General features: G+C 67.5%; 23 protein-coding genes. 18 read left to right on the top strand and 5 right to left on the bottom strand.

All coding sequences use genetic code 11. The annotated features are described in order from the left end of the window. The first annotated feature begins 55 nt into the window (after positions 1–55). Genes argC through EV580_RS00100 form a run of 11 tightly spaced genes read left to right on the top strand, consistent with a single transcriptional unit; the run spans position 56 to position 10,070 of the window. Positions 56–1,090 carry an N-acetyl-gamma-glutamyl-phosphate reductase gene (gene argC, locus EV580_RS00150; RefSeq protein ID WP_502703905.1) on the top strand — a complete coding sequence of 345 codons (1,035 nt, stop codon included), beginning with the start codon at positions 56–58 and terminating at the stop codon, positions 1,088–1,090. After that, positions 1,087–2,310, top strand: coding sequence for a bifunctional glutamate N-acetyltransferase/amino-acid acetyltransferase ArgJ (gene argJ / locus EV580_RS00145; protein ID WP_133689146.1), 1,224 nt, complete (start codon positions 1,087–1,089; stop codon positions 2,308–2,310). Before argC ends, argJ begins: the two co-directional genes overlap by 4 nt. Next, positions 2,307–3,179 (top strand): acetylglutamate kinase, encoded by an 873-nt coding sequence (argB, locus tag EV580_RS00140; protein WP_133689145.1) that lies wholly within the window; start codon positions 2,307–2,309, stop codon positions 3,177–3,179. Before argJ ends, argB begins: the two co-directional genes overlap by 4 nt. Then, positions 3,176–4,342 carry an acetylornithine transaminase gene (locus tag EV580_RS00135; protein ID WP_133689144.1) on the top strand — a complete coding sequence of 389 codons (1,167 nt, stop codon included), beginning with the start codon at positions 3,176–3,178 and terminating at the stop codon, positions 4,340–4,342. Before argB ends, EV580_RS00135 begins: the two co-directional genes overlap by 4 nt. Further along, on the top strand, positions 4,339–5,271 hold the full coding sequence (argF, locus tag EV580_RS00130) for an ornithine carbamoyltransferase (protein ID WP_133689143.1): 933 nt from the start codon (positions 4,339–4,341) through the stop codon (positions 5,269–5,271). Before EV580_RS00135 ends, argF begins: the two co-directional genes overlap by 4 nt. After that, on the top strand, positions 5,268–5,765 hold the full coding sequence (locus tag EV580_RS00125) for an arginine repressor (RefSeq protein WP_133689142.1): 498 nt from the start codon (positions 5,268–5,270) through the stop codon (positions 5,763–5,765). Before argF ends, EV580_RS00125 begins: the two co-directional genes overlap by 4 nt. Positions 5,766–5,776: 11 nt before the next feature. Next, on the top strand, positions 5,777–6,985 hold the full coding sequence (locus tag EV580_RS00120; RefSeq protein WP_133689141.1) for an argininosuccinate synthase: 1,209 nt from the start codon (positions 5,777–5,779) through the stop codon (positions 6,983–6,985). Beyond that, on the top strand, positions 6,982–8,394 hold the full coding sequence (gene argH, locus EV580_RS00115; RefSeq protein ID WP_133689140.1) for an argininosuccinate lyase: 1,413 nt from the start codon (positions 6,982–6,984) through the stop codon (positions 8,392–8,394). The genes EV580_RS00120 and argH overlap by 4 nt, the downstream gene beginning before the upstream one ends. A 31-nt stretch (positions 8,395–8,425) precedes the next feature. Then, positions 8,426–9,025, top strand: coding sequence for a hypothetical protein (locus EV580_RS00110; RefSeq protein ID WP_286171402.1), 600 nt, complete (start codon positions 8,426–8,428; stop codon positions 9,023–9,025). Beyond that, positions 9,022–9,582: a hypothetical protein gene (locus EV580_RS00105; protein WP_133689138.1), complete on the top strand. Its 561-nt coding sequence runs from the start codon at positions 9,022–9,024 to the stop codon at positions 9,580–9,582. Before EV580_RS00110 ends, EV580_RS00105 begins: the two co-directional genes overlap by 4 nt. Then, positions 9,579–10,070: a hypothetical protein gene (locus EV580_RS00100; protein WP_133689137.1), complete on the top strand. Its 492-nt coding sequence runs from the start codon at positions 9,579–9,581 to the stop codon at positions 10,068–10,070. Before EV580_RS00105 ends, EV580_RS00100 begins: the two co-directional genes overlap by 4 nt. On the opposite strand, the gene EV580_RS00095 is transcribed toward EV580_RS00100, so the two are convergent. After that, positions 10,048–11,361 (bottom strand): hypothetical protein, encoded by a 1,314-nt coding sequence (locus EV580_RS00095; RefSeq protein WP_133689136.1) that lies wholly within the window; start codon positions 11,359–11,361, stop codon positions 10,048–10,050. The two genes, EV580_RS00100 and EV580_RS00095, sit on opposite strands and share 23 nt — an antisense overlap. Positions 11,362–11,391: 30 nt before the next feature. Between EV580_RS00095 and EV580_RS00090 the strand changes: the two genes are divergently transcribed. Then, the gene (locus EV580_RS00090; RefSeq protein ID WP_133689135.1) at positions 11,392–12,588 is read left to right on the top strand and encodes an MFS transporter; all 1,197 of its coding nucleotides are present in this window, start codon (positions 11,392–11,394) and stop codon (positions 12,586–12,588) included. On the opposite strand, the gene EV580_RS00085 is transcribed toward EV580_RS00090, so the two are convergent. Then, complete coding sequence (locus EV580_RS00085; RefSeq protein WP_133689134.1) at positions 12,585–14,360, bottom strand: ABC-F family ATP-binding cassette domain-containing protein; 1,776 nt, start codon at positions 14,358–14,360, stop codon at positions 12,585–12,587. The two genes, EV580_RS00090 and EV580_RS00085, sit on opposite strands and share 4 nt — an antisense overlap. 175 nt (positions 14,361–14,535) lie before the next feature. Here EV580_RS00085 and EV580_RS00080 point away from each other — a divergent pair, with 175 nt between their 5' ends. The 4 genes from EV580_RS00080 to EV580_RS00065 all read left to right on the top strand — a co-directional run bounded on the left by EV580_RS00080 (position 14,536) and on the right by EV580_RS00065 (position 19,121). Then, complete coding sequence (locus tag EV580_RS00080) at positions 14,536–17,460, top strand: acyl-CoA synthetase (protein ID WP_502703914.1); 2,925 nt, start codon at positions 14,536–14,538, stop codon at positions 17,458–17,460. A gap of 135 nt (positions 17,461–17,595) precedes the next feature. Next, entirely contained in the window at positions 17,596–18,069 is a 474-nt protein-coding gene (locus EV580_RS00075) for a hypothetical protein (protein WP_133689133.1), read from the top strand. Between the two features lie 5 nt (positions 18,070–18,074). Further along, positions 18,075–18,275 (top strand): Trm112 family protein, encoded by a 201-nt coding sequence (locus tag EV580_RS00070; protein ID WP_133689132.1) that lies wholly within the window; start codon positions 18,075–18,077, stop codon positions 18,273–18,275. 33 nt (positions 18,276–18,308) lie between these two features. Next, a complete protein-coding gene (locus tag EV580_RS00065) occupies positions 18,309–19,121 on the top strand; it encodes a lysophospholipid acyltransferase family protein (protein WP_133689131.1) in 813 nt (270 codons plus the stop codon). Here EV580_RS00065 and EV580_RS00060 read toward each other — a convergent pair. The 3 genes from EV580_RS00060 to EV580_RS00050 are packed head-to-tail and all read right to left on the bottom strand — an operon-like array spanning position 19,118 to position 21,248. Further along, entirely contained in the window at positions 19,118–19,735 is a 618-nt protein-coding gene (locus EV580_RS00060; RefSeq protein WP_133689130.1) for a TetR/AcrR family transcriptional regulator, read from the bottom strand. The two genes, EV580_RS00065 and EV580_RS00060, sit on opposite strands and share 4 nt — an antisense overlap. Further along, a complete protein-coding gene (locus tag EV580_RS00055) occupies positions 19,732–20,550 on the bottom strand; it encodes an ABC transporter permease (protein WP_166654540.1) in 819 nt (272 codons plus the stop codon). The genes EV580_RS00060 and EV580_RS00055 overlap by 4 nt, the downstream gene beginning before the upstream one ends. Next, positions 20,484–21,248: an ABC transporter ATP-binding protein gene (locus tag EV580_RS00050; protein WP_166654539.1), complete on the bottom strand. Its 765-nt coding sequence runs from the start codon at positions 21,246–21,248 to the stop codon at positions 20,484–20,486. Before EV580_RS00050 ends, EV580_RS00055 begins: the two co-directional genes overlap by 67 nt. Before the next feature lie 59 nt (positions 21,249–21,307). On the opposite strand from EV580_RS00050, the gene EV580_RS00045 reads away from it, so the two are divergent. Together EV580_RS00045 and tyrS are read left to right on the top strand one after the other, a co-directional pair. After that, the gene (locus tag EV580_RS00045) at positions 21,308–21,919 is read left to right on the top strand and encodes a DNA-3-methyladenine glycosylase (RefSeq protein ID WP_133689128.1); all 612 of its coding nucleotides are present in this window, start codon (positions 21,308–21,310) and stop codon (positions 21,917–21,919) included. A 27-nt stretch (positions 21,920–21,946) separates the two neighbouring features. Further along, entirely contained in the window at positions 21,947–23,218 is a 1,272-nt protein-coding gene (tyrS, locus tag EV580_RS00040; RefSeq protein ID WP_133689127.1) for a tyrosine--tRNA ligase, read from the top strand. The last annotated feature ends 296 nt before the right edge of the window (positions 23,219–23,514 follow it).

Genomic DNA, 23,514 nt, shown 5'->3' with positions numbered 1-23,514 from the left:
CGCGCCGGTCAAGAATGTATTTGCATCGCTCTGCATAACCATGCAGAATCTCAGTATGACTTCGGTAGCGGTTGCCGGCGCCAGCGGCTATGCCGGCGGCGAGATCTTGCGTCTGTTGCTCGGGCATCCGGCCTATGCGGACGGCCGCCTCTCCATCGGTGCGCTGACCGCTGCCGCCAGCGCAGGGACCCACCTCTCTGAGCACCACCCGCACCTGTTGCCGCTGGCCGGCCGGGTGCTCGAGGCCACCGAACTCGACGTCCTCGCGGGCCACGACGTCGTCTTCCTGGCACTGCCGCACGGTCACTCGGCAGCTCTGGCCGAACAGCTGGGCCCCGACACCCTGGTGGTCGACTGTGGTGCCGACTTCCGGCTCACCGACGCCGGGGCGTGGGAGCGGTTCTACGGAACGCCGTACGCCGGCAGCTGGCCCTACGGCCTGCCCGAACTGCCCGGTGGCCGCGACGCCTTGCGCGGCACCAAGCGGGTCGCGGTGCCCGGCTGCTATCCGACGGCCGCGCTGTTGGCTCTGCTGCCGGCCCTCGCCGAGGACCTCGTCGAACCCGACGTCACCGTCGTCGCGGTCAGCGGCACCTCGGGTGCCGGCCGGGCGGCGAAGGTCGACCTGCTGGGCTCGGAGGTGATCGGCTCGGCGCGGGCGTACAACATCGCCGGCGCGCACCGGCATACCCCGGAGATCGCGCAGGGCCTGCGGTCGGTCACCGACAAGGACGTCACCGTGTCGTTCACCCCGGTACTGATCCCGACATCGCGCGGCATCCTGGCCACCTGCACGGCCCGCACCCAGGCGCCGGTGTCGCAGATCCGGGCGGCCTACGAGAAGGCATACGACGCAGAGCCGTTCATCCATCTGCTGCCCGAAGGGCAACTGCCCCGGACCGGCGCGGTGATCGGCAGCAACGCCGCGCAATTGGCGGTGGCGGTCGACGCCGATGCCGGGGTGATGGTCGCGGTCTGCGCGATCGACAACCTGGTCAAGGGCACGGCCGGTGCGGCAGTGCAGTCGATGAACCTCGCGCTGGGCTGGGCCGAGACCGAAGGACTGTCGATTGTGGGGGTGGCGCCATGACGCTTGCGGCTGATACGAAACTTGTTCGGACGCAGGGCGTTACCGCGCCGGCCGGTTTTCGCGCGACGGGGATCGCGGCGGGAATCAAGGCGTCGGGCAACCTGGATCTGGCGCTGGTGTTCAATGAGGGCCCCGATTACGCGGCGGCCGGGGTGTTCACCCGCAATCAGGTCAAGGCCGCCCCGGTGCTATGGAGCCAGCAGGTGCTGACCACCGGCCGGCTGCGTGCGGTCCTGCTGAATTCCGGTGGGGCCAACGCCTGCACGGGTGCGGGCGGGTTCCAGGACACCCACGCCACCGCCGAAGCTGTCGCGGCCGCGCTCAGCGAATGGGGCACGGAGACCGGACCGGTCGAGGTCGCGATCTGCTCGACGGGGCTGATCGGCGACCGACTGCCGATGGAGAAGGTGCTGGCCGGCGTCACCGAGATCGTCCACGAACTGGGCGGCGGACTCACCGGCGGCGACGAAGCCGCTCGGGCCATCATGACCACCGACACCGTGCCCAAACAGGTTGCGCTGCACCACTCGATCGAGTCGGGGGAGAACTGGACCGTCGGCGGCATGGCCAAGGGTGCCGGGATGCTGGCGCCCTCGCTGGCCACCATGCTGGTGGTGCTCACCACCGACGCCGTGGCCGACGCCGCGGCTCTGGACACCGCGCTTCGCCGGGCCACCGCCAAGACGTTCGACCGGCTCGACGTCGATGGCAGCTGCTCGACGAACGACACTGTGCTGCTGTTGGCCTCCGGCGCCAGCGAGATCGCGCCCAGCCAAGAGGATCTGGATGCGGCCGTGCTGCGGGTGTGCGACGACCTGTGCGCTCAGCTGCAAGCCGACGCCGAAGGCGTCACCAAGCGGATCGCGATCACCGTCACCGGGGCGCCGACCGACGACGACGCCGTCGTCGCGGCCCGGATCGTCGCGCGCGACAGCCTGGTCAAAACCGCGTTGTTCGGTTCCGACCCGAACTGGGGCCGGGTGCTCGCCGCCGTCGGCATGGTGCCCTTCGCGATCGAGGCGCAACAGATCACCGTGTCGTTCAACGGTTTCCCGGTCTGCATCGACGGTGCGGGCGCACCCGGTGCACGCGACGTCGACCTGTCCGGAGCCGACGTCGACGTCAACGTCGACCTGAAGCTCGGCGACGGGCAGGCGACCATCCGCACCACCGACCTGTCGCACGCCTACGTCGAAGAGAACTCGGCGTACAGCTCATGACTACGACCGTGAACACCAAGGCCGCGATCCTCGCCGAGGCGCTGCCCTGGCTCAAACAGCTCAACGATAAGATCGTCGTGGTCAAGTACGGCGGCAACGCGATGACCGACGACCGCCTCAAGGCCGCGTTCGCCGACGACATGGTGTTCCTGCGCAATGCCGGTATCCACCCCGTTGTGGTGCACGGCGGCGGCCCGCAGATCAGCGCGATGCTCAAAAAGCTTGGTATCGAAGGGGAATTCAAGGGCGGCTTCCGGGTCACCACGCCCGAGGTTCTCGACGTCGCCCGGATGGTGCTGTTCGGCCAGGTCGGTCGCGAGCTGGTGAACCTCATCAACGCCCACGGCCCGTACGCCGTCGGCATCACCGGCGAGGACGCTCAACTGTTGACGGCGGTGCGCCGGGGCGTCACCGTCGACGGCGTGATCACCGACATCGGCCTGGTCGGCGACGTCGAGCACGTCAACACCGCCGCGGTCCTGGATCTCATTGCCGCCGGCCGCATTCCGGTGATCTCGACGATCGCCCCGGACGCCGACGGTGTGGTGCACAACATCAACGCCGACACCGCGGCCGCCGCGGTGGCCAGATCCCTCGGCGCCGAGAAACTGCTGATGCTCACCGATGTCGAAGGTCTCTACACCGATTGGCCCAACCGGGATTCGCTGGTCAGTCAGATCGACACCGACACCCTGACCGATCTGCTGCCCAACCTGGAGACCGGCATGATCCCCAAGATCGAAGCCTGTCTGCGGGCGGTCGAGGGCGGGGTCCCCAGTGCGCACGTGATCGACGGCAGGGTTGAACACTGTGTGCTGGTCGAGCTTTTCACCGACGAAGGAACCGGAACGAAGGTGATCCCCTCATGACCCTCATTGAGAGATGGTCCGACGTCATGATGGACAACTACGGCACCCCGCCGCTGGCATTGGCCAGCGGTGACGGTGCCGTGGTGACCGACGAGAACGGCAAGTCCTACCTCGACCTCCTCGGTGGCATTGCGGTCAACATCCTCGGCCATCGACACCCCGCGATCATCGACGCCGTCACCGCACAGCTCAACACCCTGGGGCACACGTCGAACCTGTATGCCACCGAACCGGGTATCGCACTGGCCGAGGCGCTGCTCGACCAGCTCGACGCGCCGGGGCGGGTGTTCTTCTGCAATTCCGGCACCGAAGCCAACGAGGTCGCTTTCAAGATCACCCGGCTGACCGGGCGCACCAAACTCGTTGCCGCCCAAGGCGCATTCCACGGCCGCACGATGGGCTCACTGGCCCTGACCGGCCAGCCCACCAAGCAGGCGCCGTTCGAGCCGCTGCCCGGTGATGTCACACACGTGCCCTACGGGGATGTGCACGCGCTCGAAGAAGCCGTCAGCGATGACACCGCCGCGGTGTTCCTCGAACCGATCATGGGTGAGGGCGGCGTCGTCGTCCCGCCGGAGGGCTACCTGGTCGCCGCCCGCGAGATCACCAGCCGCCACGGTGCGCTGCTCGTTCTCGACGAGGTCCAGACCGGTGTCGGGCGCACCGGCGCCTTCTTCGCCCACCAGCACGACGGCATCACCCCCGATATCGTCACGCTGGCAAAGGGTCTCGGCGGGGGACTGCCCATCGGGGCCTGCCTGGCCATCGGCCCGACCGCCGACCTGCTGACCCCCGGGCTGCACGGCAGCACCTTCGGCGGCAACCCGGTGTGCACCGCCGCCGCACTGGCGGTGCTCAAGGTGCTGGCCGCCGAAGATCTGGTCAACCGCGCCGACCTGCTCGGTAAGACATTGAGCCACGGCATCGAGTCGCTCGGGCATCCGCTGGTCGACCATGTCCGGGGCCGCGGTCTGCTGCGGGGCGTGGTGCTGACCGCGCCGCAGGGCAAGGCTGTCGAAACCGCCGCGCGCGACGCGGGATTCCTGGTGAACGCGGCCGCCCCGGACGTGGTCCGGCTCGCGCCGCCGCTGATCATCACCGAAGTGCAGATCGACAATTTCTTGACGGCGTTACCGGCGATCCTGGATGAGGCGGCCCAATGAGCACCCTGCGGCACTTCTTGCGCGACGACGACCTGACTCCCGAGGAGCAGGCCGAAATCCTGGCGCTGTCAGCAGAACTCAAGAAGGAACCGATGAGCCGGCGCCCGCTCGAGGGCCCGCGCGGTGTCGCCGTCATCTTCGACAAGAACTCCACCCGTACCCGGTTCTCCTTCGAGATGGGCGTGGCCCAGCTCGGCGGACACGCCGTGGTGGTCGACGGCCGCGCCACCCAGCTCGGCAGGGAGGAAACCCTCGAGGACACCGGGCGGGTGCTGTCGCGCTACGTCGACGCGATCGTGTGGCGCACCTTCGCCCAGCAGCGGCTCAACGCGATGGCTTCGGGCTCAGCGGTTCCCGTGGTGAACGCGCTGTCCGACGAATTCCATCCGTGCCAGGTGCTTGCCGACCTGCAGACCTTGGCCGAGCGCAAGGGGTCGTTGGCCGGGCTGCGGATGACCTACTTCGGCGATGGCGCCAACAACATGGCGCACTCGCTGATGCTCGGCGGTGTCACCGCGGGCATTCACGTCACGATCGCCGCGCCGGCCGGCTTCGAGCCGCACCCGCTGTTCGTCGCGGCGGCCGAGCGGCGTGCGCAGCAGACCGGTGCCAGCGTCACGCTCACCGCGGACGCGGTGGCCGGCGCCAAGGGTGCCGACGTGCTGGTCACCGATACCTGGACGTCGATGGGGCAGGAGAACGACGGGCTGGACCGTGTCATCCCGTTCCGCCCGTTCCAGCTCAACGCCGGCTTGCTCGGCCACGCCGACTCCGAGGCCGTTGTCTTGCACTGCCTTCCGGCACATCGCGGACACGAGATCACCGACGAGGTGATCGATGGCCCACACAGCGCGGTGTGGGACGAAGCAGAGAACCGGCTGCACGCGCAGAAGGCTCTGCTGGTGTGGCTGCTGGAGCAGAAGCGATGACCAGCGAGGTCAGCACCACGCGAGCGGGCCGGCAGGCGCGGATCGTCGCATTGCTGTCCTCGCAGTCCGTGCACAGCCAGAGCGAGCTCGCCGCACTGCTGGCCGACGAGGGCATCGAGGTCACCCAGGCAACGCTGTCCCGGGACCTCGAGGAGCTCGGCGCGGTCAAGCTGCGCGGCGCCGACGGCGGCGTCGGCGTCTACGTCGTGCCCGAGGACGGCAGTCCGGTGCGCGGGGTGTCCGGCGGCACCGAGCGTGTCTCGCGTCTACTCGGCGATCTGCTGGTGTCCACCGACGCCAGCGGCAACCTGGCCGTGTTGCGCACTCCGCCCGGCGCGGCGCACTATCTGGCCAGCGCCATCGACCGGGCAGCGTTGCCCGATGTCGTCGGCACGATCGCCGGCGACGACACCATTCTTGTGGTGGCCCGCGAGCCGATGACCGGCGCACAACTGGCCACCATGTTCGAGACCATTCACAAGACCGAAAAATAAAGGAGCACTTCATGTCCGAACGCGTCATCTTGGCGTATTCCGGCGGCCTGGACACCTCGGTGGCCATCAGCTGGATCGGCAAGGAGACCGGCAAAGAGGTCGTGGCCGTGGCCATCGACCTCGGCCAGGGTGGCGAGGACATGGAGGTCGTTCGCCAGCGCGCCCTGGACTGCGGCGCCGTCGAGGCGGTCGTGGTCGATGCTCGCGACGAGTTCGCCGAGCAGTACTGCCTGCCGGCCATCCAGTCCAATGCCCTCTACATGGATCGCTACCCACTGGTGTCGGCGCTGAGCCGGCCCCTGATCGTCAAGCATCTGGTGACCGCCGCCCGCGAACACCGCGGCGGCATCGTCGCGCACGGCTGCACCGGCAAGGGTAACGACCAGGTCCGCTTCGAGGTCGGATTCGCCTCGCTGGCACCCGATCTGGAGGTGCTCGCTCCGGTCCGCGACTACGCCTGGACCCGGGAGAAGGCGATCGCGTTCGCCGAGGAGAACGCGATCCCGATCAACGTCACCAAGCGCTCGCCGTTCTCCATCGACCAGAACGTGTGGGGCCGTGCGGTGGAAACCGGCTTCCTGGAGCACCTCTGGAACGCACCCACCAAGGATGTCTACGACTACACCGAGGACCCGACGCTCAACTGGAACACGCCCGACGAGGTGATCGTCGGTTTCGAACGCGGGGTTCCGGTGTCCATCGACGGCAAGCCGGTGTCCGTCCTGGAGGCCATCGTCGAGCTCAACCGCCGTGCCGGCGCCCAGGGCGTCGGGCGCCTCGACGTCGTCGAGGACCGGCTGGTCGGTATCAAGAGCCGGGAGATCTACGAGGCTCCGGGCGCGATGGTGCTGATCACCGCGCACACCGAGCTCGAGCACGTGACGCTGGAGCGCGAGCTCGGCCGGTTCAAGCGGGGGACCGACCGCAAGTGGGGCGAGCTCGTCTACGACGGCCTGTGGTTCTCGCCGCTGAAGCGGTCACTGGAAGCCTTCGTCGCCGACACTCAGGTGCACGTGACCGGTGAGATCCGAATGGTGTTGCACGGCGGGCACATTGCCGTCAACGGCCGGCGCAGCCCGACCTCGCTGTACGACTTCAACCTGGCGACCTACGACGAGGGCGACACCTTCGACCAGTCGTCGGCCAAGGGCTTCGTGCACGTGCACGGCCTGTCGTCGAAGATCGCCGCACGACGGGACCTGGCAGGCAATCAGACGTGAGCACCAACGAGGGCTCGCTGTGGGGTGGGCGGTTCGCCGACGGGCCCGCGGACGCGCTCGCCGCGCTGAGCAAGTCGACCCACTTCGACTGGGTGCTGGCGCCCTATGACGTGGCGGCCTCGAAGGCGCACGCCAAGGTGCTCCATCGGGCGGGACTGCTGACCGACGAGCAGCGTGACGGTCTGCTGGCCGGGCTGGACAGCCTGGGCGAGGATGTCGCCGACGGCAGCTTCATCCCGCTGGTCACCGACGAGGACGTGCACGGGGCGCTCGAGCGCGGGCTCATCGACCGGGTCGGCGCCGATCTCGGTGGCCGATTGCGGGCCGGCCGGTCGCGGAATGACCAGGTGGCCACGCTGTTTCGGATGTGGCTGCGCGACGCGATGCGGCGGGTCGCCGACGGTGCGCTCGAGGTGGTGTCGGCGCTGGCGACGCAGGCGGCCGCACACCCGACGGCGATCATGCCCGGCAAGACGCATCTGCAGGCGGCGCAGCCGGTCCTGCTAGCGCATCACTTGCTGGCTCATGCCCATCCGCTGCTGCGCGACGTCGACCGGATTGCCGACTTCGACGACCGCACCGCGGTATCGCCCTACGGCTCGGGTGCGCTGGCGGGTTCATCGCTGGGTCTCGATCCCGACGCGATCGCCGAGGAGCTGGGATTCGCTGCCGCGGCGGACAACTCGATCGATGCCACCGCGTCACGGGATTTCGCCGCCGAGGCCGCCTTCGTGCTGGCGATGATCGCCGTCGACCTGTCCCGGCTGGCCGAGGACATCATCCTGTGGAGCACAACCGAATTCGGCTACGCCACGCTGCACGACGCCTGGTCGACGGGCAGCTCGATCATGCCGCAGAAGAAGAACCCGGACATCGCCGAACTGGCCCGAGGAAAGTCCGGGCGGCTGATCGGCAATCTCACCGGTCTGCTGGCCACCCTCAAAGCTCAGCCGCTGGCGTACAACCGGGACCTGCAGGAAGACAAGGAACCGGTGTTCGACTCGGTCGCGCAGCTGGAGCTGGTACTGCCGGCGATGGCCGGACTGGTCGCGACGCTGACCTTCGACACCGACCGGATGGCCGCCCTGGCCCCGGCCGGCTACACCCTGGCCACCGACGTCGCCGAATGGCTGGTCCGTCGCGGCGTTCCGTTCCGGGTGGCGCACGAAGCCGCCGGAGAAGCGGTTCGGACCGCGGAGGGCCGCGGTGTCGGGCTCGACGAGCTGACCGACCAGGAGCTGGCCCAGATCAGTGCGGAGCTGACGCCTGACGTGCGGGACGTCCTGACTGTCGACGGTTCGGTGTCCTCCCGCGACGCCCGCGGCGGGACGGCGCCGACCCAGGTGGCCAACCAGCTCGGGGTCGTTCGAGAGACCGCCGACAGGTTGCGGGTGCGGTTACGGCGCTGACCGCGACGGCGCGGCAACTACGATCGCACACGTGGGGGGCACCGAAACGCGAGGACCGATCCGGCGCTGGTTCGCCGGTCTGGGCTTCTCGCAGATGGGCCAGCTGCTGACGGTCGCGATCCTCGGGGCGACCGCACTGTTCGGCGGGCTGGACACCGTGAGCACCACTGTGACCCCGTTCCAACCCGGTGACCAGCTCAGCGACGGCCCGTTCACCGTCACCGTCGACCGTGCGTCGTTCCCCCGAGAGATCCGTGCGGGCACCTGGCTGGTGGCGCCGAAGGCCGAGGGCCTGCGCTACCTCGCGGTTGTCGCGACCCTGCACAACGACGGCACCGTGCCCGCTTCGGTCGACGACGAGCTCGATCTGCGTGACGAGCCGAACAAACGCTTCTTCGGGGTGTTCCGGATCGCCGACGGCAGCCGCATCACCCGCATCGGGCCGGGCCTGAGCGAAGAGGTTGCCACGCTCTGGATCTTGCCGGAAGACGCACTGCGCGATGGTGATTCGGTGACGCTGCGGGTGTGGAAGAAAGAATTCCACGAGCTGATGGTGACGTACGGCCAAACCTGGTTGGACAGTCTCACCGAATACGGTCAGGTCAGCGTCCCGGTCAAGGTCGCGCCGTGACCCGCCGGTCGGCAGGCGCCGCGCTGCTCACCGTCGTCGCTGTCGCGCTGGCGGCACTGATCTGGCACAACCTGCCCACTCAGTCCGCGATCTACGCGCCGTTCGACGTGCATGCCGGTATCAACACCGCAGCGGTCGGGGAGAACCTGTCGGGCACGGTGACCGGCGCCAGTATTGCCTCGATCATCGAAAAGCCGCCGTCGCGCAAACCGGTCACCGCGGCCGGGACGTGGCTGGTCGCGGCGACCTCGCTGGAGGCTACAACGGCGCCCGTGCTCCCACACGCCGACCTGCTGGTCGGACCCAACACCTACGCGCCGACCGATCGGCTGCTGTCGACCAACGGCTTGGTTCAGCCCGGTCTCGCGCTGCACTGTGCGTGGGTTTTCGACGTTCCGATCGACCTACTGAACTCGGTGACATCGGTGGTGCTGCGGGTGTGGGGCGGCGACGAACGGCTCGACTCGCGCCTGGTCATCGACGTTCCGCTCGGTGACGCCAGCGTCACCAGGCCGAAGTCGATCGTCGTCGAGCCGGCGCAGACGGTGGCACGATGAGCCGGCTCCGGATGCCCGCAAAGCTGTGGCAGCGCAACATCATCGGCGTCGTCGTGGCCGCGCTCGTCCTCGCCGTGCTGGTCGTGAGCGAACTGGGGCCGGACTGGTCGCGCTACCGACACACCGTCGTCCCGGCCCACGTCGTCGGGGCGGGCCAGACCGGGTCGTTCGACGGTCAGACCTGGACCGTCACCGGGGTGCGGCACCTCAAGGCGCCACCGGACGGCACGGTGCTGCAGGTGGTCTCGATCAATCGCACCGGCGCACCCGATGGGGACATGTGCACCGGCGTGCTCACCGACGGCCGGCGGCGCTGGCAGGCCGAGGGAGTGGCCGGGTTTGGACCGCAGCTGCCCGACGGCGTGTCTGATCGCTGTATTGGCAAGGGGCCGGTGCAATTCAGTTTCCTGCTGCCGCACGACGCCGTGCCGACCGCGGTCGACGTCGTCGATCTGGATGGCCGGATCAGGGTGCGGCTGGAGCTGTAACCGGCTTTTTCGGCGCCGGATCCTGGGCGACCTGTTCAAGGCAGTAGGCAAAAGTGCTGGCGATCAAGCAGATTCGCAACGGCTCGATGATGGCGTGCGACACCAGGCTCAGCGTCTGGCCGAACCCGGCCCAGAACGGTGCGGGGTGTGGACCCAGCAGCCAGGCCATGCCGCGCAGCAGATAGCCGTCACCGAGCTGAGCCCGGTAGAAGCTGCCGGTCATATCCAGCCACGCCAGGCCGGCATAGGCCAGGACATACAGGGCGAGCGCCAGCACCCCGGCGTGTAACACGATGCGCGCCGAGTCGGTGATGGGCCGGAATTTGCCGATCTGGTCGACGGCGTGCTCGGTGACCTTCTCCCGCAGCGATTTCGGGAGGATCGACCAGCGTCGCTGCCACCGCTTACCGGCCGAGGTGGATCGATCGTAGACCTTGTCGGCACGGCGTCCGACAACGCGCTGGGCCACGCTGCGCCAGCCGGTGGTCAGGGTGACGCCGTAGACGATGCCGGCCAGCGCCAGCCAGATCAGCGGGACTGCCGCACCGCCGAACGCGGTGCGCAACGCCCACATGACTGCGTCCCAGACTTTCTCCAACGGTGCGAAATGGGAGAACAGGTCGGCGCGGGTGGTGCTGAGCCACACCATGATCCGGCGCTGGGCGATCCACTCGGTCGGATTGATGAGAATGGTCAGGCCCTGGTTGACCGAGAAGCTCAGCACCAGGAACACCCACAGCGCGTCGACATAGAGCCGGACCGCGACGAGCCAGGACGGCAAACGGTCCTTGAGCTTGCTCAACACCCAGCGGGCCACCAGCGCCCCGCCGATCAGCACCCAGGTGCCCGCCCCGACGGGCAGTGATTGCGGGTGCAATTCGGTGGGCGGCCCGCCGGCCACCGCGGCCATCATCGAATCACCCACCCGGTAGGTCAGGGCGCGGCTCTCGAACGCCAGCCAGTCCTCCCGGAACATCTGCCAGGCCAGATAGATCGCGAAGAACGGCACGATGACGGTGGAGAAGAGATCGATGCTGCGGGCCGGCCGGCGGCCGAAGGTGGCCAGCACCGGAAAAGCGGGGCGCAGCACCAGAAGCATCGCCACATAGGAACCCAGCCGGGCAATACCGGCCAGCGGCATGATCAGCGAAGCCCACCAGTCGTTGTCGTAGCCGGCCCACGCGGCCCATTCGATGGCGAGATGCCGGCCCAACAAGCCCAGTAGGTAGCACGCGATCAGTTGCGGGAAGTACCGCGCCCACAGGCTCAGCGGCCGCAACACGTAGCGCATGGCTGACATCCTGCCTGATAGCTTTCCCGGATGGCCGGGGGATACGCGCTGCTTCGTCAGCGTCAATTCCGGGCGCTGTGGCTGGCCAACGTGCTGTCCAGTTTCGGTCTGGTCATGCTCTTGCTCGGTGCGGCATGGGTGATGACGACGATGACGTCGAACCCGCTGCTGGTCAGCATGGTGCAGACGGCCACCAGCCTGCCGTTCCTGATCCTGGGGATTCCCGCCGGCATCATCGCGGACCTCCAGGGTCACCGGCGGGTGCTGCTCGGTGCGCACACCTGGATGCTGCTGGGGGTGGCCGGGCTGGCGGTCCTGACGTTCGGCGGGCACCTGAGTGCCGCGTGGCTGCTGGTGAGCTTGTCGTTGATCGGCATCGGACTGGTTTTTCAGCAGGCCGCGTGGAAACCCTTTCTGCACGACCTACTTCCGGCGGATCAACTCGTCGGTGCGATCTCCTTGAATTCCTTGAGCAACAAGCTCGCCCAGGTGGCCGGCCCGCTGCTGGGCGGTGTGCTGGTGGGCGTCAGGGGCGCCATCCTGGTGTTCGGTACACGCGCACTGTCGCATCTGGTGATGATGGCGGTCGTGCGGCGGGTGCCGAAGCCCACCGAGCAACGGGACGACAGATCCTTCGGCGACGCGGCTGCGTCATTCGCCGACGGCTGGCGCTACCTGCGGTCCTCGCGGCGGTTGTACGGGCCGATGATTCGGTGCGCAATCTTCATGCTGCCGTGTGCCGGGATGGTGGCCCTGTTGCCGCTCGAAGCCAAGGAGAATATCCAAACCGAAGTGATCGGATACGGCGGACTGTTGACCACGCTGGCGGTCGGCACGGTATCGGCGGTGTCGGCGATGCCCTGGCTGCAGCGACGGGCATCGATGAACGTGCTGAGTTCGATTGCGTTGGGCGGCTTCTCGCTCGCGGTGCTGGGTATCAGCCAGTGGGACAGCATGCTGCTCGACGCGTCGTTCCTGTTGGTCGCGGGATTCGGCTGGGGCATTCTCACCGTGGCGCACCAGTGGGCGGTACAGACCGCCGCGCCCAACACCATGCGCGGACTGATGACGTCGTTCTACACGCTCGTGCTCCAGGGCTCACTGGCCGCCGGCAGCTTCCTGTTCGGGCTCATCGCGACCCAGGTCGGAGTGAGCACGACAATCCTGATCTGCGGCCTGGTCGCGGCGGCCGGGCTCCTGCTCGTCCGAGTCTTCCCGATGCCCTAGTCGACCAGCTCCGAGAGCTCGAGCCAGCGGTTCTCCTTCTCGGCCACCTCGGCCTCCAGGGCGCGAAGCTCCTGCGTCAACCGGCCCAGGCCGACATGATCGGACTGGTCGAACTCCGCGAGCTCGACGTGCTTGGCGTTCACCCGGTCGGACAGCTTCACCAGCGCTCGGTCCAAGGAGGCGATTTCCTTTTCCACACTGCGCAATTCGGCACCCGACAACGCTTGGGCGGCAGGCTCTCGGGCCGCAGGGGCAGCAGCGGAAGTCTCCCGCCGTGCCTTGATGCGCAGATACTCGTCGATACCACCCGGCAGATGCCGCAGGTGGCCGTCGAGGATCGCGTACTGCTGGTCGGTGACCCGCTCGAGCAGATACCGGTCGTGTGACACCACGATCAGCGTGCCCGGCCACGAGTCGAGCAGATCCTCAGTGGCCGAAAGCATATCGATGTCGACGTCGTTGGTCGGCTCGTCGAGGATCAGCACATTGGGTTCCTCGAGCAGCGTCAGCATCAGCTGCAATCGCCTGCGCTGACCGCCGGAGAGTTCGCCCACTCGCGACGACAACTGCTCGCGACGAAAACCCAAGCGCTCCAACAACTGTGTCGGGGTGATGTCCTTGCCGTCGACCTGGTAGTCGGTCTTGAGTCGGCCCACGACCTCGCGGACCATATCTCCTGCGATGTCGGTGAGCTGGCTGGATTGCTGGTCGAGCATCGCCAGCCGAACCGTCTTGCCGCGCTTGACCCGTCCGGAATCGGGGGAGATCGTCGCAGCGATCAGGCCGAGCAGTGTCGACTTGCCCGCGCCGTTGGCGCCGACGATACCCGTGCGCTCGCCGGGCGCGATGCGCCATTCCACGTCGCGCAGAACGGGTTTGGCGTCAAACGACACCGACACGTCGAGCAGGTCGATGACGTCCTTGCCCAGCCGGGCGGTGGCCAGTTTGGCCAGCTCGACGCCGTTGCGAATCGGCGGCACGTCCTCGATCAGCTGGTTGGCCGCATCGATGCGGAATTTCGGCTTGGACGTACGCGCGGGCGCCCCGCGGCGCAGCCACGCGAGTTCCTTCCGCATGAGGTTTTGTCGCTTGGCCTCGGCGGCCGCGGCGACGCGGTCACGTTCGACGCGCTGCAGCACATAGGCGGCGTAGCCACCGTCGAACGGTTCGACGATCCCGTCGTGCACCTCCCACGTGGTGGTGGCGACTTCGTCGAGGAACCAGCGGTCGTGGGTGACGATCAGCAGACCGCCGGTGTTGCGCGGCCAGCGCGTTTTGAGGTGCTCGGCCAGCCAGGTGATGCCCTCGATATCGAGGTGGTTGGTCGGCTCGTCGAGGGCGATCACATCCCAGTCGCCGATCAGTAGCTCGGCGAGCTGAACCCGGCGCCGCTGGCCACCGGAGAGCTGGGACACCGGGGCCTGCCAGTCGAGGTCGGAGACCAGTCCGGCGACGACGTCGCGGATTCGGGGGTTGCCCGCCCACTCGTGCTCGGGCAGATCGCCCACCAGCACTTCACCGACGGTGGCCTCCGGGGCCATGGTGTCGGCCTGGTCGAGTGCGGTGACACGCAGCCCGCCGCGCTGGGTCACCCGGCCGGAATCGGGGGCGATCCGGCCGGTGAGCATGCCCATCAGGCTGGATTTGCCGTCGCCGTTGCGTCCGACGATTCCGATGCGGGCGCCGTCGTTGACGCCGACGGTCACGGATTCGAAGACCACCTGAGTCGGATATTCGAGATGGAGCGCTTCGGCGCCGAGCAGGTGTGCCACTGGTTAGACGTTAGCGGTGGGGGACCAAAGCAGCAGGAAGCGGATCGGGCTTATGCCATGATGTGCTGGCTGTCGGGGCCCTCATGCAGCAGCGACGTGGGACAGGCACGTTTGATAGGGGAGAACACCCGTGGATCTGAATTTGTCGGCGGTCACCAGACCTGTGGAACGCCTGATGGCGACGGCGCAGAACGGTTTCGAGGTACTGCGCTGGGGCGGCCTGGAAACCGGTGCCGTGCCCTCGCCCTTCCAGATCGTCGAGAACAAGCCGATGTACAAGCTGCGGCGCTACTTCCCGGAAAGCCGACCGGGCCAGCCGCCGGCGGGACCGCCGGTGCTGATGGTCCACCCGATGATGATGTCGGCGAACATGTGGGACGTCACCCGCGAGGACGGTGCCGTCGGCATCCTGCACGCCGGGGGCATCGACCCGTGGGTCATCGACTTCGGCTCGCCCGACGAAGTCGAAGGCGGGATGGAACGCAACCTCACCGACCACATCGTCGGGCTCAACGAGGCCATCGACACCGTCCGGGACGCCACCGGCCAGAGCGTGCACCTCGCCGGCTACTCCCAAGGCGGCATGTTCTGCTACCAGACCGCCGCCCTGCGGCAGACCAAGGACATAGCCAGCATCGTGGCGTTCGGTTCACCGGTGGACACCCTCGCCGCCCTGCCGATGGGCATCCCCGCCAACCTCGGCGCCGTCGCCGCCGACTTCATGGCCGACCACGTCTTCAACCGCATCGACATCCCGGGGTGGTTGGCCCGCACCGGTTTTCAGATGCTCGACCCGCTCAAGACCGCCAAGGCGCGGCTGGACTTCCTGTTCCAGCTGCACGACCGCGACGCCCTGCTGCCACGCGAGCAGCAGCGGCGCTTCCTGGACTCCGAAGGCTGGATCGCCTGGTCGGGGCCGGCCGTCTCGGAGTTGCTCAAGCAGTTCATCGCGCACAACCGGATGATGTCCGGCGGGTTCGCCATCAACGGCCAACTCGTCACGCTCTCCGATATCACCTGCCCGGTGCTGGCATTCGTCGGCGAGGTCGACGACATCGGCCAGCCGGCCTCGGTCCGCGGTATCAAGCGAGCCGCTCCCAGCGCCGAGGTCTACGAGGTGATGATCCGCGCCGGTCACTTCGGGCTGGTCGTGGGTTCCAAGGCGGCGACGTCGACCTGGCCGACGGTCGCGGACTGGGTCCGCTGGCAGTCCGGCCTGGATTCCCGCCCGGCCGCGATCGCGCCGATGCAGGACAGCACCGCCGAGCCCGACGAGTCTGGTGTGGCCTTGTCGGCCCGCATCGTCCACAGCCTGGCCGAGGCGTCCGAGGTGGCGCTGTCGGCGGTGCGCGGCGCGGCCGAGGCAGTCATCTATGCCAATAAGTCAGCTCGCACGCTGGCCGTAGAGACCGCTAGGACGCTGCCGCGGTTGACCCGGCTCGGCCAGATCAACGACCACACCCGCATTTCGCTCGGCCGGATCATCGACGAGCAGGCCAGCGGCGCCCCCGACGGTGAGTTCCTGCTCTTCGACGGCCGGGTGCACACCTATGAGGCGGTCAACCGCCGCATCAACAACGTCGTCCGCGGCCTCATCTCGGTGGGCGTCCGCCAGGGCGTGCGGGTCGGGGTCCTGATGGACACCCGTCCGTCGGCGCTGGTCGCCATCGCCGCGCTGTCCCGGCTGGGGGCGGTGGCCGTGCTGATGCCGCCCGACGCCGATCTCGCCGAAGCCGTCCGGCTGGGTGGGGTCGGCGAGGTCATCACCGATCCCGGCAACCTCGAGGCGGCGCGCCAGCTGCCGGTTCAGGTGCTGGTGCTCGGTGGCGGCGAGACCCGCGACCTGCACCTGCCCGACGACTCCAACGTCATCGACATGGAACAGATCGACCCCGATGCGGTCGAGCTTCCCGGGTGGTACCGGCCCAACCCCGGCTTCGCCCGCGACCTGGCGTTCGTCGCTTTCAACACCGTCAGCGGGGAGTTGGCGCCCAAGCAGATCACCAACTACCGCTGGGCGCTGTCGGCGTTCGGCACCGCATCGGCGGCCGCACTGGGCCGCAACGACACCGTCTATTGCCTCACGCCGCTGCATCACCAGTCCGGGCTGCTGGTCAGCCTCGGTGGTGCGGTGGTCGGTGGCACCCGGATCGCGCTGTCGCGCGGGCTGCACCCAGATCGCTTCCTCGCCGAGATCCGCCAATACGGCGTCACCGTCGTGTCCTACACCTGGACGATGCTGCGCGAGGTGATCGACGACCCGAACTTCACGCTGCGCGGTAACCACCCGGTGCGGCTGTTCATCGGGTCCGGCATGCCCACCGGATTGTGGGAGCGGACCGTCGACGCCTTCGCCCCGGCCAATGTCGTCGAATTCTTCGCGACCACCGACGGCCAGGCCGTGTTGGCCAACGTCGCCGGCCACAAGATCGGCAGCGAGGGCAGGCCGCTGCCCGGCGGCGGCCAGATTGAATTGGCCGCCTACGACGCGACTGACGATCTGATCATGGAGGACGATCGCGGGTTCGTCGCGGTCGCCGAACCCAACCAGGTGGGTGTCCTGCTGGCCCGGCCGTGGGGGCCGGTCGACCCGACCGCGTCCGTCAAGCGGGGCGTTTTCGCCGCCGGGGACACCTGGATCTCCACCGAATACGTCTTCCGTCGGGACGCAGACGGCGACTTCTGGCTGCTGGGCAACCGTCAGACGCTGATCCGCACCGCGCGCGGCGTGGTGTTCCCCGAGCCGGTCACCGACGCCGTTGGGCGCATCAGCGCGGTCGACCTCGCCGCAACCTACGGAGTCGACGGACCCGAGGGGACGATCGCCGTCACCGCCATCTCGCTGCGGCCCGGTATGACGGTCACCGCAGAAGATCTGACCGATGCGTTTGCCTCGATGCCGGTCGGCCCGCCGCCGGACGTCGTCCATGTGGTCGACGACTTCCCGCTCAGCGCCACCTATCGGCCCACGGTATCGGCACTGAAAGCCGAGGGTGTGCCCAAGGTTTCTCGTAACGCCTGGCATCTCGAGCCCGATACGGGGAAGTACAAGCGCTTCACGGCTTCGGCACGTGCTCATCTCGGCGGTACCGGCGACTGAGCCTCTGCCCAGGTCGCGAAGCGCTGTTAGGCTCGCCGATAATCGCAGACGCCCACAGCGCCGGAGGAATGCATGACAACCCAGACCGCTTCACGTCACTGGCGTCGCGCCGTCCGAGCCACTGCTATCGGCGCCATGACCGCTGGTCTGCTGGTCGGCATGGGTACGCAGCAGGCGTTGGCCGATCCGACCACCACGCCGGCCACCCCTAGCGCCGACGCCAACGGCGTCCCGCAGTTCCAGAGCGCTGACCAGCTGCTGCTGTTCATCGATCAGGAGTACGACCAGGGCGCCGGCGGCGGCCAGATGTCGAATCTGATCAAGTCGGTGATGAAGCTGCGCGCCCAGGGCATCAAGCCGTCGCGGACCAATATCGCCGAGATCCAGAACGCCCTGCAGTACCGGCCGAACCAGAAGCCGATGATCCAGGCGCTGCAGAACACCCTCGGGTATCAGCAGAAGATCTTCGCCCAGATGCAGATCCTGCAGCAGGCCCAGCAGGCGCAGCAGAACAATGCGGTGATGGGCGCCGGCCAGATGCCCAGTGACGGCGCTCCCACCATCGGCGGCAACACCGCACCGGTGATGGGCCAACCGGCCAGCCCGTAACGCTCATGCTCGACGACAAGCTGCTGACGATCTTGGTGTGCCCGGCCGACCGCGGTCCGCTGGTCTACGTCGACGACGTTCTCTACAACTCCCGCCTGCACAAGGCCTACCGCATCGAAGACGGCATTCCGGTGCTGCTGGTCGACGAAGCGGTCGAGGTCAGCCCCGAGGAGCACGAGCGCCTGATGGCGCTCGCGGGTTCCTGACGGGGGCAGGCGTATCGGCGTAGCGTCGCCGGCATGGCTGACATCGCCGTCGCCGAGCAACGTTCCGATGAGCTCGGGAAGTGGGATCCTGCCTTCACCCGCCGGATCAACAACGCCGTCTGGCCGCTGATTCGGGCGTACTTCCGCGCCGAGGTACGCGGCTTGGAGTTGTTCCCGCCATCGGGCGCCGCCCTGCTGGTATGCAACCACTCCGGCGGCATGCTGACTCCGGATGTTCCGGTGTTCGGTCCTGCGTTCTACGCGAAATTCGGCTATGACCGCCCGGTCTACACGTTGGCGCACTACGGAATTTTCCTCGTACCGTGGGGGCCGCTGCTGCCACGGATGGGTGTCGTCCACGCCAGTCCCGAGAACGCGTCGGCGGCGCTGGGTTCGGGCGCTGTTGTGCTGGTGTTCCCGGGGGGCGACTACGACGCCTACCGGCCGACGGTGCGGCAGAACGTCATCGACTTCGACGGTCGCACCGGCTACGCACGCACTGCGATCGAGTCCGGAGTGCCGATCGTCCCGATGGTGTCGATCGGCGCCCAGGAAACCCAGTTCTTCCTCCGCAGGGGCACCCGCTTGGCGCGTCTGGTGGGCTTGCCGCGGATACGGATGGAGATCCTGCCGGTGACCTTCGGGCTGCCATTCGGTCTGAGCGTCACGTTGCCGCCGAATCTGCCGCTGCCCTCGAAGATCGTCATGCGGATTCTCGAGCCGATCGACCCGGCCGCGTTCGGCGCCGACCCGGATGTCGACGAGGTCGACGCTCATGTCCGCATGGTCATGCAGCGGGCGCTGGACCGTCTGGCCCGCGAGCGGCGATTCCCGATAGTGGGTTAGGGGAGCGTGGGCAGATCTCCGGTGAGGTAGCGCTGCAGGTTCGGCGCGATCGTCGTGGCGATCTGCTCGGGCGGCAGCGAGGCAAAGGGTTCGAGCCCGATGATGTAGCGGGCCATCACCAGTCCGACGAGTTGCGACGCCACGAATTGCACGCGCAGCCGCCCGGTTCCCAGCGGGTTGTCCACGCGAGGCGCGACCTCCGCGGTGATCACTTCCTGGAGGAACGACCGGATCAGGGTGACATCGGAACCGGACAACAGCGAGCGGATGGTGGCGATCAGCCCGGCGCCCATCTCGGAATCCCACAGCGGCAACAGGATCGACGGCAGGACGTAGCCCAGGTCCTCGACCGGAGTGTCCCGTAGCGGCACCAGGATCGTCATCGGGTCGATCGGAATGTTGATCGCCGCGGCGAACAGAGCCTGCTTGGTGCCGAAATAGTGATGGACCAGCGCGGAGTCCACGCCTGCCGCGGCAGCGATAGCGCGAATCGACGTCTTGTCGATACCGTTGCGGGCGAACAACTCTCGTGCACTGGCCAGGATCCGGTCCCGGGTATCGGAGGCTCCACGAGGACGGCCGGGGCGTTTCGCCTGCTGAGGTTCCGTGGTCACGGGGTGCGCCGTCGCAGGGTCGCCGCGGCCAAGGCCATCGCAGCCACCGCGAACGCGAGGACGACGACGATGTCGCGGATCGCGATATCCGTCAGCCCGGTGTTGGCGTTGACCTCGCGCAGCGCCTCCAGCGCGTAGCTGGCCGGCATCGCGTTGCTGATCCATTCCAGCCAGGTGGGCATCTGATCGCGCGGCACGATGATCCCGGCGAGCAGCAGCTGCGGGACGATGAACACGGGCATGAACTGTACGGCCTGAAACTCGGTGCGGGCGAACGCACTTGCCAGCAGTCCGAGTCCGACACCCAGCACCGCGTTGATGATCGCGATGACGAACACCCAGAACGGGCTGCCCTTGGTGTCGAAACCCAGCAGCCAGAACGCGACAACGCAGGCCAGCACGGCCTGCGCGGCAGCGGCCACCGAGAACGCCGTGCCGTAGGCGGCCAGCAGATCGAGCCGGCGCAGGGGAGTGGTCAGGATCCTTTCCAGGGTCCCCGACGATCGTTCGCGCTGCATGGTGATCGAGGTGATCAGGAACATCACGAACAGCGGGAACAACCCGAGCAGGATCAGGCAGGCCGTCTGGAACGGAGACGCCATGCCCGGGAACGACGGCACGTTGTCGAACATGAAGTACATCAGCGTGATGACCGCGCTGGGCACCACGAGAATCATTGCGACACTTCGATGATCGGAGCGCAGCTGGCGCAGAATGCGAGTTGTGGTCGCCAGATAGGCGCGCGGGCTCAGCTTGCCGCTGGTTCGGTGCTGTGCCTGATGACGGACAGGAACGCTTCCTCCAGTGATATGCATCCGGTGTCCTCTCTGAGTCGGGCCGGGGTGGTGTGGGCCAGCAGCCGGCCCTCGCGCATGAGCAGTAGGTCGTTGCAGTGATCGGCTTCGTCCATCACGTGACTCGACACCAGGAGCGTGGTGCCGCGGCGGGCCAACGTGTCGAACTGCTGCCAGAGGTCGACGCGCAGCACCGGGTCCAGGCCGACCGTTGGTTCGTCGAGCACCATCAGTTCCGGCCGGGTGACCAGGGCGCAGGCCAGTGACACCCGGGTGCGCTGACCGCCGGACAGGTTGCCGCAGTACGCCCCGGCGTGGTCGAGCAGTCCGACGTCGTCGATCGCCTGGTCGGCCGCTTCCGATGGGGCGCCGCACAGAGCCGCGAAATAGCGCACATTGTCGATCACCCGCAGATCGTCGTAGATGGTCGGCTGTTGGGTGACGTAGCCGACGCGGTGACGCAGGACGGGGGAGCCGGCCGGATGTCCGAGGACGGTGACCGTCCCGGACGCCACGATCTGGGTGCCCACGATGCTGCGCATCAGGGTGGTCTTGCCGCAGCCCGACGGGCCGAGTAACCCCGTGATGGTGCCGCGCGGGATGGTGACCGAGAAGTCGTGCAACGCGACCCGCTTGCCGCGGACCACTTTCAGGTTGGTGGCCACAACGGCGGCGTCGTCACGCCGTATCAATAATTCATCACTCGATGAACTCATCACGTGATGAATAATCCTCCCCGGGGTCGGCCGGGTCAATGCTTGGGGCAGAATTTCCTTCGATGAGCGCCGAGCTGCTGGACACCGACCCGGTATCGGCTGCTCGTGCGCTGCTCGGCGGGGTGCTCCGCTGTCGCGGAGTCAGTGCATTGATCGTCGAAGTCGAGGCCTACGGCGGCCCACCGGACGGCCCGTGGCCGGATGCCGCGGCGCATTCCTATCGAGGTCCGGGGATCAGGAACAGGGTGATGTTCGGTCCGCCGGGGCGGCTCTACACCTATCTGAGCCACGGCATCCATGTGTGCGCCAACGTCGTGTGTGGGCCGGACGGGACGGCCGCGGCGGTGCTGATCCGGGCGGCGGCGATCGAGTCGGGGCTCGAGGTGGCACAGGCGCATCGGGGTCCGCTGGTGCGTCCGACCGCGCTGGCCCGAGGGCCGGGCAATCTGTGTTCGGCGCTGGGTATCGCGATGGCGGACAACGGTGTCGATGTCTTCGACCCGGATTCGCCGGTGACGCTTCAACTTGGTGAGGTCGGCCCGGAGAGCAGCGGCCCGCGGGTCGGGGTGTCGCAGGCGGCCGACCGGCCGTGGCGGTTGTGGCGTACCGGGCGCCCGGAAGTGTCGGCCTTTCGGCGCAGTCCCCGCGCGCCACTGCCGGGCGCGAGCGACTGAGCGCACCCCATACGGGAAGATCAACGCATGGGCACGACGATCCTCGACGAGTTGGGCTGGCGCGAACTGATCGCTCAGTCCACCGATATCGATGCGCTTGCCGCCGCGGCGGCGCAGCCACCGATGACCGTCTATTGCGGTTTCGACCCGACCGCGCCCAGCCTGCACGCGGGAAACCTGGTGCCGTTGCTCACACTTCGGCGATTCCAGCGTGCCGGGCATCGGCCGATCGTGTTGGCCGGCGGGGCGACAGGCATGATCGGTGATCCTCGTGACACCGGCGAGCGGACGATGAACACCACCGACACCGTGGCGCAGTGGGCCGAGCGGATCCGCGGGCAGTTGGAGCGGTTCGTCGACTTCGACGATTCCGCCAGCGGCGCGATCGTCGAGAACAACCTCAGCTGGACATCACAGCTAAGCGCGATCGACTTCCTGCGCGATGTCGGCAAGCACTTCTCGGTGAACGTGATGCTCGACCGCGACACCATCCGGCGCCGGCTCGACGGAGACGGCATCTCCTACACCGAGTTCAGTTACATGCTGCTGCAGGCCAACGACTACGTGGAACTGCATAGGCGTTACGGCTGCGCACTGCAGATCGGCGGCTCTGATCAGTGGGGAAACATCATCGCCGGGGTGCGACTGGTCCGTCAGACGATGGGGGATTCTGTCCACGCGTTGACGGTGCCGCTGGTCACCGCGGCCGACGGGACGAAGTTCGGTAAATCCACCGGCGGCGGAAGCCTCTGGCTGGATCCCGAGATGACCAGCCCGTATGCCTGGTACCAGTACTTCGTGAACACGGCCGACGCCGACGTCGTCAAGTACCTGCGCTGGTTCACCTTCCTGACGGCTGACGAACTGGCCGAGCTCGAGGAAGCCACGGCGACCCGACCGCACGAACGCGCTGCTCAGCGCCGGTTGGCGCAGGACCTGACCACGTTGGTCCACGGGCAGGCCGCCACGGATGCGGTCGAGCATGCGTCGCAGGCGTTGTTCGGTCGCGGTGAGCTGTCCCGGCTCGACGAACCGACCCTGGCCGGGGCGTTACGGGAGACCTCGGTGGCTGATCTGCCTGCGGGCAGCCCGGACGGCATCGTCGACCTCTTAGTGGCCACCGGTCTGTCGGCGAGTAAAGGCGCCGCCAAGCGGACGGTCGCCGAGGGTGGCGCCTACGTCAACAACGAGAAGATCGAGAGCGAGGACTGGGTGGCACAACCGTCCCACTTCTTGCACGGCCGCTGGTTGGTGCTGCGTCGCGGGAAGCGGAATATCGCTGGCGTGCAGCGGGTTTGAGCTCCTGGAGCCTGCGCGAAACGCCGGTCTAGCAGGCGATTTGACTCGGTGTTAGCACTCACGTAACTTATTCCGAGTCAGAGCGGCCCGGCCAAGCCGGGGAGCGCGAAGACCTCCCGGGAATCAAACCTGGAAACAGGGTTGTTCCTCTTGTCCGCACGATATGTACGCGGCCTTCGGGTCGCGGGCTTACTGCGCGGTCGGGTGTGTTGTTTGAGAACTCAATAGTGTGTTTGGTGGTTTTTGTTTGTTGTTGTTTTTTGCCACATTCTGATACCCCCGTGTTGGGGTGTGGT

Source organism: Mycobacterium sp. BK086, assembly GCA_004362315.1.
GTDB lineage: Bacteria > Actinomycetota > Actinomycetes > Mycobacteriales > Mycobacteriaceae > Mycobacterium.
The sequence above is the reverse complement of the archived record's forward strand: the minus strand, read 5'-3'. Positions and strand labels throughout refer to the sequence as shown.